6 protein-coding genes (1 of these 6 cut by a window edge) are annotated in these 18586 nt (G+C 68.3%); 4 read left to right on the top strand and 2 right to left on the bottom strand.

The window, feature by feature from the left end; genetic code table 11:
* Positions 1–6: 6 nt before the first annotated feature.
* Positions 7–618: a recombination mediator RecR gene (recR, locus tag H7J89_RS10805; protein ID WP_264043278.1), complete on the bottom strand. Its 612-nt coding sequence runs from the start codon at positions 616–618 to the stop codon at positions 7–9.
* A gap of 10 nt (positions 619–628) precedes the next feature.
* Positions 629–967, bottom strand: a complete 339-nt coding sequence (locus tag H7J89_RS10800) for a YbaB/EbfC family nucleoid-associated protein (RefSeq protein ID WP_264043276.1) — start codon at positions 965–967, stop codon at positions 629–631.
* A 98-nt stretch (positions 968–1065) separates the two neighbouring features.
* Between H7J89_RS10800 and H7J89_RS10795 the strand changes: the two genes are divergently transcribed.
* The 4 genes from H7J89_RS10795 to H7J89_RS10780 all read left to right on the top strand — a co-directional run.
* Entirely contained in the window at positions 1066–1839 is a 774-nt protein-coding gene (locus tag H7J89_RS10795; protein WP_264043274.1) for an Rv3717 family N-acetylmuramoyl-L-alanine amidase, read from the top strand.
* Positions 1840–2351: 512 nt separating this feature from the next.
* On the top strand, positions 2352–2684 hold the full coding sequence (locus H7J89_RS10790; RefSeq protein WP_264043272.1) for a hypothetical protein: 333 nt from the start codon (positions 2352–2354) through the stop codon (positions 2682–2684).
* A gap of 55 nt (positions 2685–2739) precedes the next feature.
* On the top strand, positions 2740–8946 hold the full coding sequence (pks2, locus tag H7J89_RS10785) for a sulfolipid-1 biosynthesis phthioceranic/hydroxyphthioceranic acid synthase (RefSeq protein ID WP_372513767.1): 6207 nt from the start codon (positions 2740–2742) through the stop codon (positions 8944–8946).
* A gap of 16 nt (positions 8947–8962) precedes the next feature.
* Positions 8963–18586, top strand: the 5' portion of a protein-coding gene (locus H7J89_RS10780) for a non-ribosomal peptide synthetase (RefSeq protein ID WP_264043268.1). It continues 6933 nt past the right edge of the window; 9624 of the gene's 16557 nt are visible here — the first part of the coding sequence; the start codon lies at positions 8963–8965; the stop codon falls past the right edge of the window.

Raw genomic sequence — 18586 nt, 5'->3', positions numbered from 1 at the left:
GCGACCTCAGACCATCGCCCGGCGGCCGGCGAGCGCGCGGCCCAGCGTCAGTTCGTCGGCGAACTCCAGGTCGCCGCCCATCGGCAGCCCCGACGCGATCCGTGTCACGGTCAGCCCCGGGATGTCGCGCAGCATCCGGACCAGGTAGGTGGCGGTCGCCTCACCCTCGGTGTTCGGGTCGGTGGCGATGATCACCTCGCTGATGTCGACGTCGTCGACCCGCTCCCCGATCCGGGTCAGCAGCTCGCGGATCCGCAGCTGGTCGGGCCCCACCCCGGACAGCGGATCCAGCGCGCCGCCCAGCACGTGGTAGCGGCCGCGGAACTCGCGGGTGCGCTCGACGGCCTGGACGTCCTTCGGCTCCTCGACGACGCACACCAGCGAGCCGTCCCGGCGTGGGTCCGAGCAGATCCGGCAGCGCTCGTTGTCGGAGACGTTGCCGCACACCGCGCAGAACCGCACGCCGTCGCGGACCTTCCCCAGCGCCGCGGTCAGCCGGTCGATGTCCGGCGGTTCGACCGACAACAGGTGGAAGGCGATGCGCTGGGCGCTCTTTGGCCCGATGCCCGGCAGCTTGCCGAGCTCGTCGATCAGATCCTGGACGGGTCCTTCAAACATGTTCGAGGATCTACAGCTCCGGCGCCGGCGGCTGTCCTGGCGGCCCACCGAAACCGCCGGCCAGTGCGCCCAGCCGCTCCTGCGCCATGCGGGTGACCTGCTTCGACGCGTCGCCCATGGCCCCGACGATCAAGTCCTGCAGCGTCTCGATGTCCCCGGGGTCGACGACCTTGGGATCGATCTGCACCGCGACCACCTCGCCGCTGCCCTTCACGGTCACCCTGACCAAGCCTCCGCCGGCCTGGCCGTGCACCTCGGCATTGGCCAGCTGCTGCTGGGCTTCCATCAACTTCTGCTGCATCTCCTGCGCCTGGGCCAGCAGCGCCGACATGTCGCCTCCGGGTTGCATGACAGTCCCCTCGCATCTTGATCTCGAGTTGGTTTCGCCTGCGGGTGTCCGGCGATTCGAAACACCCAGCGTAGACCGCGCGACGCTACCTTTGCGCCGTGGACCTACGAGTGAGCAGGCGTGTCGGCATCAGGTTGGTCATCGGCGTGCTGGTGGCCGCTTCGGCCGCGATCACCCCGACCGCCGTCCCGCCGGCATGGGGGGTCCCCTCCAACATCGCCGGCATGGTGGTGTTCATCGATCCCGGTCACAACGGTTCCAACGACGCGTCCATCGGCCGCCAGGTGCCGACCGGCCGCGGGGGCACCAAGGATTGCCAGGCGAGCGGGACGTCGACCAACAGCGGCTACCAGGAACACACCTTCACCTGGGACACCGCGCTGCGTGTCCGCGCGGAATTGAACGCCCTCGGCGTCCGGACCGCCATGGCGCGCGGCAACGACACCGGGCTGGGGCCGTGCGTCGACGAGCGCGCCAACATGGCCAACGCGTTGCACCCCAATGCGGTCCTGAGCATCCACGCCGACGGCGGCCCGGCATCGGGCCGGGGATTCCACGTCAACTATTCGGCCCCGCCGCTCAACCAGGTCCAGGCCGGACCGTCGGTGCAGTACGCCCGGATCATGCGCGACCAGATGCAGGCCTCCGGGATTCCGCCGGCCAATTACATCGGCCAGAACGGGCTGTACGGACGCTCGGACCTCGCCGGGCTGAACCTGGCGCAGTACCCGTCGATCCTGGTCGAGTGCGGCAACATGAAGAACCCCGCGGACTCGGCGCTGATGGAGTCGGCCGAGGGTAGGCAGAAGTACGCCGACGCGATGGTCCGCGGCGTCGCGGGTTTCCTCGCCTCGCAGGGCCAGGCGCGCTAGGCGCTCGCCGCCCGCTCAGCGCCTCCCCGCCGGCCGCGTGACCAATCGCGGCTGAACGCACAGCTAACACCTAGGTCGCTTCGAAGAATTTGCCTCAACCCGGCGCGCTCCGGGGTGACCTTCTGTATGGTTTGTTGCACGCATGTCGACTTGCGGTGTGGGAGAGCCGATGATGAACCCGTCGACAACGACAACGACAACTAGTTCGCCTCGGCCGGCGACACCCGGCGCGGGACAACTTCTTGCGGGGCTCCGCCCGAGTCGCAGCCGATTGCCGGATGGTCTGGATCGCAGCCATTCGCGCTGCATCTTCGCGGCGCGCGACGACGGAGCGACGGCGGCCGGGCCAGCCCGGTCGTCCATTCCCATGCCTTCAAGCCGGGCGAAGTCGGATGGTGTTTGAGGACCCCGCCCTTCCACCGACGAGGCGACAACCAAATGTCCGGCCTCCGCGAAACTCTGGTCACTCCGGCCCCAAATGCCGAGCGAGCCTATTGCCGAATACCGGGGCTTTGGGCAATCAAGATTTGCTTAGTCGGGTAATCAGCAAAGTGCAGCGAGGACCGGAACGACGCCGCGCCGATTTCTTCGAGGTGGGCGGCCGAATTTTTCAGGGGACCGCCGATTATTCGGTCGTCGAAGCGAACTTCGGTTATGCCTTTGCGCTGGTAGAACCGGTTTTTCCGGCCCGTCGGCCCGACAGTCGATCAATTGGAATGCGCACCGGTATGGCGTCCGGCATCGGGCGTGTCGCGCCGCAACCAATTGGCGAAGATGCGTCGACTCGACCAGGCGGTCCCATCGACAAATACGAATTCGACCGCGGTTACCGCCCCGCCGGATAAGAAGAGGTGAACGGCCGTGGAGAAAGCAACTTTCACTCCCACTGCGGTCATCGGCATGGCCTGTCGACTGCCTGGCGGCATCGACTCCCCCGAGCGGCTGTGGGAGGCGTTGCAACGTGGGGACGACCTGATCACGGAAGTTCCGCCGGACCGGTGGGACGCCGACGAGTATTACGACCCTCAGCCGGGGGTTCCGGGTCGGTCGGTGACGAAGTGGGGCGGGTTCCTCGATGACGTCGCCGGCTTCGATTGCGAGTTCTTCGGGATCAACGAGCGCGAGGCTACCGCGATCGACCCCCAGCACCGGTTGCTGCTGGAAACCTCCTGGGAGGCCATGGAGCATGCCGGCCTGACGCGCGAGACCATGGCCGACTCGCTAACCGGCGTGTTCGTCGGTCTGACGCATGGCGACTATCAACTGTTGGCCGCCGACGCGAACGCGGTGGAGGCGCCGTACGGGTTCACCGGCAGCAGCTTCAGTCTGGCGTCGGGACGGATCGCGTACGCCATGGGCATTCACGGCCCCGCGATGACGGTGGACACCGCATGTTCGTCGGGTCTGACCGCGGTGCACCTGGCCTGCCACAGCCTGAGCGACGGTGAAAGCGACCTTGCCCTGGCGGGTGGCGCGGCGGTGATCCTGGATCCGCGGAAGTTCGTCGCAGGTTCCGCGGAAGGCATGCTTTCTCCCACCGGTCGGTGTCACGCGTTCGACGTCGCGGCTGACGGGTTCGCGTCTGCTGAAGGCTGCGTCGTCGTATTACTCAAACGGTTGCCCGACGCGCTGCGTGACGGTGATCGGATCCTGGCGGTAATCCGCGGCACTGCTGCCAACCAAGACGGCCACACCGTCAACATCGCCACACCGTCGCTCGCGGCGCAGACCGCGGTGTACCGGGCGGCGCTGGCCGCCGCCGGTGTTGACCCCCGCAGCGTAGGCATGGTCGAGGCGCACGGGACCGGCACGCCCGTCGGTGATCCGGTCGAATACGCCAGCCTGGCAGCCGTTTACGGCACCGACGTCCCCTGCGCGCTGGCGACGGTGAAGACCAACCTGGGTCATGCGCAGTCGGCCGCCGGAACGCTCGGGCTGATGAAGACGATCCTGGCGTTGCAGCACGGCATGATCCCCCAGAATCTGCACTTCGCGCGGCTGCCCGATGAAATGGCCGCAATCGACACCAAACTGTTTGTGCCGCAGACGATCACACCATGGCCGACGAATGGTCATCATCCCCGGCGAGCGGCCGTGTCCTCGTACGGGCTTTCGGGAACGAACGCACACGCCATAGTGGAGCAAGCCCCGGCGCAGGTTCCGGAAGCCGCTGTGCCCGAAGCTGAGTCGGCCTTACCCCTGCTCTTCCCGCTGTCGTCCACCTCGGCCGACGAATTGCGTCGCACCGCCGGCCGCCTTGGCGATTGGGTCGCAGCGCATGAGGACGTGGCCCTGACGGACCTGGCCTACACCCTGGCGCGTCGGCGCGCGCACCGCCCGGTACGCACCGCCGTCATTGCGAGTGACCGGCCGGAGCTGGTCAAGGCTTTGCGCGAGGTCGCCGACGGCGACACTCCGCATCAGGCTGCGGTCGGGCAGGATGACCGCGGACCGGTCTGGGTCTTCTCGGGGCAAGGTTCGCAGTGGGCGCAAATGGGAGCCCAGTTGCTGGCGACCGAACCGGTGTTCGCGGCGACCGTCGCGGCGGCCGAGCCACTGATCGCCGGCGAGGCCGGGTTCTCGGTGACCCAGGCGCTGACCGCCTCGGAGACCGTGGCCGGTATCGACCGGATTCAACCGACCCTGTTCACCATGCAGGTCGCGCTGGCCGCCACCATGCGCTCCTACGGGGTGCATCCCGGCGCGGTCATCGGGCATTCCCTGGGTGAAGTCGCAGCGGCGGTCGTCGCGGGAGCGCTGTCGCTGGAAGACGGGTTGCGCGTCATCTGCCGGCGCTCCCGCCTGATGTCGCGCATCGCCGGCGCGGGTGCGATGGCTTCGGTGGAACTGCCTGCGCAGCAGGTGCTTTCGGAATTGGTGACCCGCGGCGTCGACGATGCCGTGGTGGCGGTGGTGGCGTCGCCGCAATCCACCGTGATCGGCGGCGCCACCCAGACGGTGCGCGACCTGGTCGCGGCCTGGGAGTCGCGCGACGTGATGGCCCGCGAGATTGCCGTCGACGTCGCCTCGCACTCCCCCCAGGTGGATCCGATCCTCGACGATCTAACCGACGCGCTCGCCGGGCTACATCCGATGCCGCCGGAAATCCCGTTCTACTCGGCGACCCTCTACGACCCGCGCGAGCGGCCGGTCTGCGATGCCGGGTATTGGGTGCAGAACCTGCGCCAGATGGTGCGATTCGCGCCGGCGGTACGGGCCGCTCTGGAGGAGGGCTACCGCGTCTTCGCGGAGCTGGCGCCGCACCCGCTACTCACCCATGCGGTCGAGCAGACCGCCCGCAGTCTCGACATGCCGCTGGCCGCCCTGGCTGCGATGCGTCGCGAGCAAGCACAGCCCCACGGCTTGCGCGGGTTTGTCGCGGATCTGTACAGCGCGGGCGCCGCGATCGACTTCTCCGTGCTCTACCCGAACGGGCGACTGGTTGACGCGCCGCTGCCGACCTGGACGCACCGCCGGCTGTTGTTGAGCCGCGGTGGTCGACCCTCAACGCACGGCGGCTGCACCGTCGCGGTGCATCCGCTGCTGGGCGCCCATGTGCGCTTGCAGGAGCAACCGGAACGCCACGTCTGGCAGGCGGAGATCGGCACCGCCGCCCAGCCCTGGCTGGGCGATCACCAGATTCGCGATGTGACCGTATTCCCGGGCGCCGCTTACTGCGAAATGGCGCTGACGGCCGCGCGCACCGTTTTCGGCGAAGCTTCCGAGGTCCGTGACTTGCACTTCGAGCGGGCACTGCTGCTGGACGAACAGACCACCATCGGGGCCTCGGCAGCGTTGTCGTCAACGGGCGTCGCCGATTTCGTGGTGGAGTCCGATGACGGGGGCGAACAAGCGCAGTTGATCACCGCTGGTCTCTATGCCGCCGCGGCGGATCCCCCGCCCGCACATGACATCTCCGCGCTGCTCGCCGCGCACCCAGACCCTGAGGACGGCGCCGAGGTGCGCCGGCGCCTGGACGAGCGTGGTGTTCGATACGGTCAGGCATTCAGCGGACTCACCGCGCTGCACATCGGCGCGGCGGCAACCCGCACCGTGCTGGCCGAGGTCGCGCTACCCGGTCAGATCCGCTCGCAACAAGATGCCTACGGGGTGCACCCGGCGCTGCTGGATGCCTGCTTCCAGTCCGTCGCGGCCCACCCCGAGTTGCAAACCCTGGGCGAAGACGTGCTGGCATTGCCGCTCAGTCTCCGGCGGCTCCACTCCTACGGCCCCGCCCGCGGTGCCCGCTATTGCTACACACGGGTGACGAAAGCCGATGCTTCCGGAGTTGAGGCGGACCTCGAAATGCTCGATGAGCACGGGGTTGTCCTGCTCGCCGTGCAGGGGCTGCGATTGGGTGCCGGGGCAGCCGAGAACGACCGCGACGAACGGCTGCTGGCCAAGCGATTGCTGACGATCGAATGGCGGCAGCGAGAACTGCCGGAGGGCGAACACCGCAACCCCGGAGCCTGGCTGGTCATCGGCACCGCCGCAGACACTGTTGCCCCGTTGACGGAGGCGCTGAAACAGCTTGGCGCACAATGCACCACGATGTGCTGGCCGCGGCACGCCGATCACACCTCGAACTCCGAACAGCTTCGAGATCGTCTGCGCGCCGGCGGATTCAGCGGTTTGGTGATCGCGGCGGGGCCCGGGGAGGGCGACGCCGATGACCGGTCGCCGGCGCTGGGCCACGAGTCCGTGCAACAACTGGTGCATGTCATCCGCGAACTGCCCGACACACCCGGCCAACTCCCGCGCCTCTACGTCGTCACGCACAACGCCCAGACCGTGGTGGCCAGCGACGTGCCCAATTTGGAGCAGGCCGGGCTGCGGGGCTTGCTGCGGGCGATCGGGGCCGAGCATCCGCACCTGGGGGTCACCCAGATAGACATGGACGACGACACCGAGGCCGAGCAGCTCGCCCGCCAACTGCTCGCCGGGACGGAGGAAGACGAGACCGCCTGGCGACACGGCGCTTGGTACACGGCGCGATTGGCCCTCAGCCCGCTGCGGCCCGAGGAGCGGCGAACCACCATCGCCAACCTCGAGCGCGACGGCGTCCGCCTGCAGATCCGCACGCCGGGCGATCTGGAGTCGGTGGAATTCATTGCCCGGGAACGGGTTACACCGGCAGCCGGCCAGATCGAGGTGGAAATCAGCGCCTCCAATATCAACTTCGCCGACGTGCTGGTCGCGTTCGACCGCTATCCCGCCTTCGAGGGCCGGAGACAGCAGCTGGGCACCGATTTCGCCGGCGTGGTGACCGCCGTCGGACCGGGGGTGACCGACCACAAGGTGGGCGATCATGTCGGGGGTCTGTGTGGCGACGGATGCTGGGGCACGTTCATCACCTGCGACGCTCGCCTGGCGGTGAGGCTGCCCGCCGGACTCTCCGATGGGCAGGCGGCGGCCGTGCCAACCGCGCACGCCACCGCGTATTACGGCCTGCACGACCTGGCCCATATCAAAGCCGGTGATCGCGTGTTGATCCACTCCGGGACGGGCGGCGTCGGACAGGCGGCGATCGCGATGGCCCGGGCCGCAGGTGCCGAGATATTCGCCACCGCGGGCAGCGAGGAACGCCGACAACTGCTGCGCGACATGGGCATTGAGCATGTCTACGATTCGCGCGGCACCGAGTTCGCCGAGCTGATCAGGCGCCAGACCGACGGGTACGGCGTAGACATCGTGCTCAACTCGGTCCCCGGCGCCGCCCAGCTCGCGGGGCTCAAATTGCTGGCTCTCGGTGGCCGATTCATCGAAATCGGCAAGCGGGACATCCGGTTGGGCCTCTTCTCGTTCCGGCCCAACCTCGCGTTCCACGGCGTCGACCTGGCGCTGCTGTCGTACAGCGAACCGGGCCGGGTTCACGACTTGTTGGCCACCGTGTACCAGCTCATCGCGGACGGTGTGCTCCCAATTCCGGAGACCACGCACTACCCGCTTGCGGAAGCCGGCAACGCCATTCGAACGATGGCCGGCGCCGGGCACACCGGCAAGATCGTGCTCGACGTCCCGCACACCGGCCGCCACCGGGTGACGGTACCGCCGGCGCAGGCCCCGGTCTTCCGCCCCGACGGCGCCTACCTCGTCACTGGCGGCCTTGGGGGTCTTGGGCTGTTCTTGGCGGAGAAGATGGCCGCCGCGGGATGTGGGCGCATCGTGCTGTCCGCACGCTCAGAGCCGACGCACACCGCGCTGGCGACGATCGAGCGGATCCGCGCGACCGGCGCCGACATCGTGGTGGAGTGCGGGGACATCGCGCAACCCGACACCGCGCGCCGTTTGGTGGCCACGGCGACCGCTACCGGGCTGGCGGTGCGCGGCGTCCTGCACGCGGCCGCGGTGGTGGAGGACGCCACATTGACCAACATCACCGATGAACTGATCGAACGCGATTGGGCGGCAAAGGTTCACGGCGCGTGGAACTTACACACCGCCACCGCGGGCCAGCCGCTGGACTGGTTCTGCTCGTTCTCCTCGGCGGCGGCGCTGGTCGGCTCCCCGGGGCAGGGCGCCTACGCGTCCGCCAACAGTTGGGTCGATGGCTTCACCCACTGGCGGCGGGCTCGCGGCCTGCCGGCGACCGCGATCGCCTGGGGACCCTGGGCAGAGATCGGGCGTGCGGCCACACTGGCGGAGAATTCCAACATTGCGATCGCCCCCGACGAGGGCGCTTACGCATTCGAAGCGATACTGCGCCACGACCGGGCCTATACCGGCTATGCGCCGATCACCGGTACCTCCTGGCTGGCGCTGTTGGCCGAGCGCAGCCCGTTTGCGCAGGCGTTCCGCTCTCTCGGGCAAAACCAAACGGGCACAAGCAAACTGCGGGCGGAACTCGATGACCTCCCGATGGACGAGTGGCCCACCTGGCTGCGCAGGATGATCTCCGACCAGGTCAGCCTGATCTTGCGTCGCAGCGTCGATCCCGACCGGCCGCTCTCGGGGTACGGCTTGGACTCACTCGGCGCCCTCGAACTACGAACCCGCATCGAGACCGAAACGGGGGTGCGCATCCCGTCGGCTGACATCTCCACCATAACGATCCGCGGTCTGGCGGGTCTGCTGTGCGAGAAGCTGGCGCCCGCAAGTGCGGCCTGAGACCGAGGGGGGTCGGATGGAACGTGACGACCGGGCGCTCCCGCTGACGCCCGGGCAGTTGGACATTTGGCTCGCGCAGGAGACGGGCCGCTTCACTGCGGAGTGGCAGCTTGGACTCTTCGCGAAAATCGAGGGCCGGCTACAGCGAGAGCCCTTCGAGTGGGCGATCCGCCGGGCGCTGCAGGAGGCCGAACCGGTCCGGGCGACGTTTTTTCAAGACCAGGGCCAGGTCTTCCAGACCACGATCGATGATCCGAAACTCGACCTGATTTTCCACGACCTGACCGGGTCGCATCGTCCCCTGCACCAGGCCTACGAGATGGCCGCGTCCATTCAACGCACGCCGATGCCGCTCACGGGACCGCTGTTCAGGTTCGCGCTATTTCAGACACGGCCCGACGAATGCTATTGGTTCACGTGCTGCCACCACATCGTCGTGGACGCATCGGGCATTGCGCTGATCGGCCACCGGATCGCCACCCTCTACTCGGCCGTTGTCGCGGGCGCGTCCATGCCACCTCCGTTCTTCGGCTCGCTCGCGGACTTGGTCAGGTGCGAGGCAGCGTACGAAGCGTCGGCCGATTATCAAGAGGATCAGGCGTATTGGGCGCAGAACCTGCCGCTGGAAAACGGATCCGAGCACTGGCCGCAGTGCGATGCGAGCGAGCCTGGCCCTTGTCGTTCCTCCGCGCCGGTTCGCCTGGACCCGGTGGTCCTGCGCCGGATCCAAGAGTCGGCACAGGTGCGCGAAATGCCTCGATCGTCGGTCATCACCGCGGCATGCGCGCTGCTGGTACACGGCTGGTGTGCCCAGGGCCCTGAGGTGGCACTCGACTTCCCGGTCAGCAGGCGAGTGGATCCGGAGTCGAAGACCCTCCCCGGGGTTTTGTCCGGGGTCGTGCCGCTGGTCGTGACGGTATCACCGGACGCTACGGTTGCCGATTTCTGTCGGCACGTTGACCGCCGGATTCGGGAAGCCCTGCAACACCAGCGGTTTCCGGTGCAAGGCCTGGAACGCAAGTCCCGTTTCCCCGCCCGGAGCCAGCGGGCCCGCAGGGTGAGCCTCAATTTCCTTCCGTCCGCATTCACCTTGGACTTCGGTGGCCTGCCGGCCTCGGCGTCATTCACCAATTCTGGCCTGACGGACGGCTTCGGGTTGTTCTTCTCCGCCGCCGGTGACGAACTTCTGTTCGGCACGGAGGGCACCGGCCGACCATTTCCGACCCTCGGCGTCACGGACCTGGCGGAGCGGCTGCAAGACGTCTTGCTGGCGATGACGGCCGACCCGGGCCGGCGGCTCTCCTCGATCGATCCGTTCAGCGCCGACGAGTGCGGCCGACTCGACGAGTGGGGCAACCGCGCGATGCTCACGCAGGCGTCCGCCCCACCGGTCTCGATTCCCGAGTCATTCACCGCGCAGGTAAAGAGCGCACCCGGGGCGGTGGCCGTGCGGTCCGCGGGCCGGTCGATGACCTACGAGCAGCTCGATCAGGCCGCGAACCGACTGGCGCACCTGCTGACTGAACATGGCGCGGGCCCGGGCGGGTGTGTCGCGTTGCTGTTCAACCGTTCCCCTGAGGCCGTCGTCGCGATGCTGGCGGTACTCAAGACCGGTGCGGCATACCTGCCGATCGATCCGCAACATCCACGTTCCCGCATCGAGTTCATGCTGAACGACGCCACCCCGATCGCCGTCTTGACCACCGCGGAACTCCGGTCGCGGCTGGACCGGTGCAACCAGGTGGTCATCGACGTCACGGACCCCGCCGTCGACGCGCGACCCAACACCGCGTTGCCGCTGCCCTCACCCGATGACATCGCCTACATCATCTACACCTCGGGCACCACCGGCGTGCCGAAAGGTGTTGCCATCAGCCACCACAACGTGACCCAGCTGCTGGCGTCGCTCAACTCGCAGCGCCAAGTGTGGGCGCAGTGGCATTCGTTGGCCTTCGACGCGTCGGTTGAAGAAATCTGGAGCGCCCTGTTGTTCGGCGGCCGGTTGGTGATCGTGCCCGAGTTGATGGCGGGCTCACCGGAAGACCTGCACACACTGCTGCTCACCGAACAGGTCAGCGTCCTGAGCCAAACCCCCTCAGCGGTCGAAGGATTGGCCCCCGAACGGTTAGGGTCTGCGGCGCTACTGGTCGCCGGTGAGGCTTGCCCCGCCGCGACCGTCGATCGTTGGGCGCCTGGGCGGGTCATGGTCAACGGCTACGGCCCCACCGAGACCACAGTGTGCGCGTCGAGGAGTGCACCGCTGACCGCCGGAACGGGCGCGCCGCCGATCGGCGCGCCGGTGCCCGGAGCGGCGTTGTTCGTCCTCGATGCGTGGCTACGTCCGGTCCCGGCGGACGTGGTCGGCGAGTTGTACATCGCCGGGCGCGGTGTGGGGCTGGGGTACTGGCGCCGGGCCGGGCTGAGCGCGTCGCGATACGTGGCCTGCCCGTTCGGGCCGCCGGGAACGCGGATGTATCGGACCGGGGATCTGGTGCGCTGGCGCCGCGACGGCCAGCTCGATTACCTCGGGCGCGCTGACGAGCAGGTCAAGCTGCGCGGCTACCGCATCGAACTCGGCGAGATTCAGGCCGCCCTGGCGGCACTGGATGGCGTCCATCGGGCCGCGGTGATCGTGCGCGAGGACCGTCCAGGCGACCAGCGGTTGATCGGCTACCTCACCGAAACCGACGCTGGGGCTGTCGATCCCGCTGCCGCCCGGGCGGCGTTGGGCGAGCGGCTACCCGGATATATGGTGCCCGCGGCCCTCGTCGTGTTGCAGTCAATGCCGTTGACGATCAATGGCAAGCTCGACACCCGCGCCCTGCCGGCACCCGAATACGGCGACGCCGATCGGTATCGGGCCCCCACCAACCCCACCGAGGAGATCCTGACCGACATCTACGCCCAAGTGCTCGGGGCGGAGCGGGTCGGCGTGGACGAGTCGTTCTTCGACCTGGGCGGGGATTCACTGTCGGCGATGCGCCTGGTCGCCGCGATCAACAAGTCGATGGATGCCGGGCTCTCGCTGCGCACGTTCTTCGACGCGCCCACGGTCGCGCTGCTGGCGCCCCGGCTCAGTGGAGATGCGGACAAGCGCGAGCCATTGACGACCGCCGAGCGTCCCGCCAGGGTTCCGTTGTCGTTCGCCCAGCGGCGACTGTGGTTCCTCGAACAATTGCAGGGTGGCACAACCACATACAACATGCCGACCGCTTTCCGAATCAGCGGCCCACTGAACTTCGAGGCTCTTTGCGCGGCGCTCGACGACGTCGTCGCCCGGCACGAACCCCTGCGCACCGTCTTTCCCGACCTCGACGGCGTGCCCTTCCAGCGGGTGCTGGCGCCCCAGAGCCGGATGTGGCAACGCGGCGATTCCGCGATGGTGCCGTTGGCTGAGCAGGAGGTGGCCGGCGAGTTGAGGTCGCTGGCCGGTCATCGATTCGACCTGTCGACCGAGATCCCGATCCGTGTGCAGATCTATTCGCTCGGCCCCGAGCTGTATGTGGTGGGAATCGTGGTGCACCATATCGCCTTTGACGGGTGGTCACTGGCTCCGATGGTGCGCGACATCACCGCGGCGTACGAGGCGCGGCAGCGGGGCCTTGCTCCGGGCTGGGCTGGGCTGCCGGTGCAATACGTGGATTACACGTTGTGGCAGCGGGCCCACTTCGGCGACCTCGATGACGCCGATAGCCCGATCGCCACACAGCTGGCGTATTGGAAGGATGCGCTGGCCGGGATGCCCGAGCGCGTGGAGTTGCCCACGGATCGGGCGTATCCGCCGGTGGCCGATCAGCGTGGGGCCACTGTGGCGGTGGATTGGCCCGCGGAGTTGCAGCAGCACGTGCGGGCTGTCGCCCGCGAATGCAACGCGACAAGTTTCATGGTGATGCAGGCCGGATTGGCCGTCTTGTTGTCGCGCCTCGGCTCGACTTCGGATGTGGCGCTCGGTTTTCCGATCGCCGGCCGTGACGATCCCGCACTCGACGATTTGGTCGGATTCTTCGTCAACACCCTGGCGCTGCGGGTGGACCTGACCGGCGACCCCACGGTGGCCGAGCTGCTGGCCCAGGTCCGGCTGAAAGGGCTTGCCGCTCTCGAGCATCGGGATGTGCCTTTCGAGGTGCTCGTCGAGCGGCTGAATCCGGCGCGGTCGTTGACCCATCACCCGTTGGTGCAGGTGATGCTGGCCTGGCAGAACCTGCCGGGAAGCACAGGTGACCCGGGGGCCGGGTTGGCGTTGGGTGATCTGGAGGTCGCGCAGCTGCCGATCGCCACGCACACCGCCCGCATGGATTTGACGTTCAACTTGGCCGAGCGCTTCACCGACGCCGGTGACCCGGCGGGGATTTCGGGAGCCGTGGAGTTCCGCACCGACGTCTTCGAGCCCGGCACCGTCATCGCCTTGGTCGGCCGGTTGCAGCGGGTGCTGGCTGCCATGACCGCCGACCCGCGGGCGGCGTTGTCGTCGATCGATGTGCTCGACTCCGATGAGGCCGCGCGGCTCGACGTGCTCGGCCGCCGCGCGGTGTTGGCCCGGCCGGCGGAGGCGGTCTCGATCCCGGCGTTGTTCACAGAGCAGGTGGCGCGCGCCCCGGAGGCGGTGGCGCTGCGCTGCGGTCCGCACTCCCGGACCTACCGCGAACTCGACGAGGCCTCAAACCGGTTGGCGCACCTGCTCGTCGAATACGGTGCTGGTCGGGGTGAGAATGTAGCGCTGCTGTTCACCCGCTCGGCCGAGGCCATCGTCGCGATCCTGGCCGTGCTCAAGACCGGGGCGGCCTACCTGCCGATCGACCCAGCGGTGCCCGATGAGCGGATTGCCTTCCTGCGCAAGGACGCCGCACCGGTCGTGACGATGACCACCGCGGCACTGCGCCCCCGCTTGGGCGAGTGCGACCCGGGGGTCCTCGAGGTCGACGATCCCCGCATTGACGGCCAACCCAGCACCGGTCTACCAAGCCCGACGGGGGCAGATGTCGCGCACATCATTTACACCTCGGGCACCACCGGAGTACCCAAAGGCGTTGCGGTGAGCCACCACAACGTCACCCGGCTGTTCGACGCCCTGCAGGTCGGAATCAGGCTGGGGCCCGAGCAGGTGTGGACCCAATGCCACTCCTACGCCTTCGACTTCTCGGTGTGGGAGATCTGGGGCGCCCTGCTGTTCGGCGGTCGGCTGGTGGTGGTGCCGGACGAGGTGACCCGCTCCCCCGACGACCTGCACGCGCTGCTGATCGCCGAACAGGTCACCGTGCTCAGTCAAACCCCCTCTGCCCTCGCGGCGCTGTCACCGCACGGGCTGGAGGCGGTCGCGCTGATGGCCGCCGGGGAGGCGTGCCCACCGGAGGTGGTGGACCGATGGGCCCCGGGGCGGCTGATGCTCAACGGGTACGGCCCCACCGAGACCACCGTCTACGCCACCATCAGCGCCCCACTGACTCCCGACCGTGCGGCCGTTCCCATCGGCGTGCCGGTGCCCGGGGCGGCGCTGTTCGTGCTCGATCCATGGCTGCACCCGGTGCCGCCCGGGGTCGCCGGCGAACTGTATGTGGCCGGCCGCGGTGTCGGCATCGGCTATATCAACCGGGCGGGATTGACGGCGTCGCGATTTCTGGCCTGCCCCTTCGGGCCGCCGGGCACGCGAATGTATCGCAGCGGGGATCTGGTCCGGTGGGCCCCCGATGGACAACTCGACTACCTCGGCCGTGCCGACCAGCAGGTGAAAATCCGCGGCTACCGCATCGAACTCGGCGAAATCCAGGCCGCGCTCGCCGCGCTCGAGGGCGTTGAGCACGCCGCGGTCATCACCCGCGAAGATCGCCAGGGCGACAGGCGGCTGGTCGGCTATATCACCGAAACTCGCCCCGGCACAGTCGATCCTGCCGCCGCCCGCACCACATTGGCCGACCGGCTCCCCGGTTTCATGGTGCCCGCGGCGATCGTCGCGGTGGACGCGCTGCCCATGACGGTCAACGGCAAGCTCGACGCCCGCGCCCTACCCGCGCCCGGCTACACCACCGAGCACTACCGCGCTCCGACCACACCGGTCGAAGAAATCCTGGCCGCCATCTACGCCCAGGTGCTCGGCATCGACCGGGTCGGCATCGACGACTCCTTCTTCGACCTCGGCGGCGACAGCATCTTGTCGATGCAAGTGGTGGCCCGCGCCCGTGCGGCCGGACTGAGCTGTCGCCCCCGCGACATCTTCGTCGAACAAACCGTGGCCCGGTTGGCCCGCATCGCCGGAATCACCGACGGGCACGACACGGTCATCGATGAGGGCGTCGGGCCGATCCGGCCCACCCCGATCATGCGCTGGCTGTTCGACATCGACGGCCCCGTCGACCAGTTCAACCAAACCATGGTGCTCCAAGCGCCGCCCGGCGTCACGCCCACCGACGTGCTCGCCGTCCTGCAAGCCTTGATCGACTACCACCCCGCCCTGCGGCTCCGAGTCGGCGGGGACGGCACCGGGGGACGCACGCTGACCGTCCCCGAGATCGGTGTCGTGGACGCGGGTGAGTGCCTGCGCACGGTCGACGTGTTGAGCGACGAGGAGCTCGCCCGGGCCCGCTCGGGGCTCAGCCCCGCCGCCGGAGCCATGCTCGGCGCGCTGTGGGTGCCCAGCACCGGTCAACTGGTGCTGATCATCCACCACCTGGCCGTCGACGCGGTGTCGTGGCGGATTTTGTTGGAGGACTTCAACATTGCCTGGGCCCAACGCCACAGCGGCCAACCCATCAGCCTGCCCGCAGGCGGCACCTCATACCGGCGTTGGGCCGAAATCCTCGAGCAACATGCCCACACCCCGGCGGTCAGCGAGCAGGCCGACACGTGGAAGCACATCACCAGCGCCGCCGCCGGCCTCCCCCGCCCCGAACCGCAGGACACCCATACCAGCGCCGGGCACCTGACGGTCTCACTGGACACCGACGCCACCCGCCGACTGCTCACCGACGTTCCCGCGGCGTTTCACACGGGCATCCACGAGATCTTGCTGATCGCCTACGCACTGGCCTGGGCCGAATTCCTCGGCACCGGCGACTGCCCGCTTGGCATCGACGTCGAAGGGCACGGCCGTCACGACGACCTGGTCGACGACCTCGACCTGTCCCGCACGGTTGGCTGGTTCACCACCAAATACCCCGTGGCACTGAGCGTCGGAGACCTGCGGTGGCAGCACGTCACATCCGGCGACACAGCGCTGGGCTCAATCGTCAAGCGCATCAAGGAACAACTGCGTGCCATACCCCATCCCCTGAGCTATGGACTGCTGCGATACCTCAGCACCGACACCGATCTGGCCGGGCCCGACCCCACCATCGGATTCAACTACCTCGGACGTCTGGGCGGCCCACCCAACGCCCACACCTCTGGCGCCCAGTGGCGGGTCGACCATGGCAGCCTGGCGGTCGCCGGCGCTGCCGCCGAGGTGCCGATGCCCCTGTCCCACACCGCCGAACTCAACGCCGCCACCATCGACACCGACACCGGCCCACAACTCAACGCCACTTGGACCTGGGCGCCCTCGGCGCTCGATGACACCCAGGTCGACCGGCTCGGCCGGCTCTGGTTTGACGCCCTCGCCGGCATCTGCGCCCACGTCCAGAATGGCGGCGGCGGGCTGACCCCCTCCGACATCGCTCCCGCCCGGCTGACCCAACGCCAAATCGACGAGCTCCAAGCACAATACGACATCGCCGACATCTTGCCGCTCACCCCCTTGCAGGAGGGACTGCTGTTCCACTCCGCTCCCGATCGCGGTGACCTGTATGCGATGCAGCTCGACATCACCGTCGCCGGGCCACTGGACCCCTACCGGCTGCAGGACGCCGTGCAAACCGTGCTCAGGCGGCACCCCAACCTGGCCGCCCGCTACTGCCCGCAATTCGACGAACCCGTGCAGATCATTCCCGCCGCCCCTCAAATACCCTGGCAGTACCTCGAATACGGCTCCGAAGTCGACGAGGGCGCCGGGCGACTGCGCGCCGTCGAACGCGCCGCGGTCTGCGACCTCACCGGGGGCGCGTCGACCTTCCGGGTGGCGTTGATCCGCACCGCCGAAGACGAGCACCGCATAGTGTTGACTTTCCACCACATCGTGCTCGACGGCTGGTCGCTACCAATACTGTTGCAAGAGATCTTCGCCAGCTACCAGGGCCGGCAGCTGCCGCCGGCCACGCCCTACCGCCGGTTCGTCACCTGGCTGGCCGAGCGAGACCTCGACGCCGCCAGGGCGGCCTGGCACAACACACTGGCGGGCTTCGACACTCCCACGCTCGTCGGCCCGCCGGCCCGAATCAAGCCCGTCACCAAGGCCACTAGCGCGTTTGCGATGACCGGGTCCACCACGTCGGCGTTGAACGAGCTGGCGCGTTCCCAGCACACCACCGTCAACACCGTCCTGCAGGCGGCATGGGCGCAACTGCTGATGGGCATGACCGGCCAGCGCGACATCGTCTTCGGCACCGCCGTTTCCGGGCGGCCCGTCGAGCTGGCCGGCGCCGACACCATGGTGGGGCTGCTGATCAACACCGTTCCGGTGCGGGCCACCCTCACGCCGGCCACCACCACCGCCGGCCTGCTCGGCCAACTCCATGCCGCGCACAACCACACCCTCGACCACCAACACCTGGCGCTCAACGAGATTCACCGCACGACCGGTCACGACCAACTCTTCGACACCCTGTTCGTCTACGAGAACTACCCGATCGGCGCCACCACGCTGGCGGGCGCGGGCGGGCTGACCATCACCGAGTTCACCGGCCACGAGGCCAACCACTACCCACTGACCATGCAGGCCACCCCCGGCCCCGAACTGAGCTTCCGGATCGAGTACGACACCGGTGTGTTCGACGCCGAAACCATTGACACGCTCATCGACCGGCTGCGGCGGATCATCGCGGCGATGATCGCCGATCCGCAACTCCCATTGTCGGTGATCGACCTGCTCGGCGCCGACGAGCGCAACCGCCTCGACAACATGGGCAACCGGGCGGCTCTGGCCGGACCCGCGCCGGCGCAGGTGTCGATCCCGGAGCTGTTCGCCGGCCAGGTGGCCCGCTCGCCGCAGGCGGTGGCCATCAGTTGCGCGGGCCGGTCGTTGACCTATCGGGACCTCGGCGAGGCGTCGAATCATTTGGCGCATTCGCTGTCTGGCCTCGGCGCCGGCCCCGGCGCGCGGGTGGCGCTGCTGTTGGAACGCTCGGCCGAAGCTGTCATCGCCATGCTCGCGGTCCTCAAGACCGGGGCGGCGTACCTGGCGATCGATCCGGCCCTGCCCGACGAGCGGATCGGATTCATGCTGGGTGACGCCGCGCCCATCATCGCGGTCACCACCACCGCCCTGCGCCCACGGTTGGCCGGTCACGCCCTCGCCGTCATCGATATCACCGACGACCGCAGGACCGCTCAACCCCGCTCCACCCTTCGGGCGCCCGCCGCGGACGATATCGCCTACCTCATTTACACGTCGGGCACCACGGGCGTGCCCAAAGGGGTTGCGATCAGCCATCGCAACCTGGCGCACCTGGTGGAGTCAGCGTCGGCCCACCTGCCCGCGGAGCAGGTGTGGACGCAGTGTCACTCCTATGCGTTCGACTTCTCCGTATGGGAGATCTGGGCCGCCCTGCTCGGG

This window comes from Mycobacterium paraffinicum (genome assembly GCF_025822865.1).
GTDB lineage: Bacteria > Actinomycetota > Actinomycetes > Mycobacteriales > Mycobacteriaceae > Mycobacterium > Mycobacterium paraffinicum.
The sequence above is the reverse complement of the archived record's forward strand: the minus strand, read 5'-3'. Positions and strand labels throughout refer to the sequence as shown.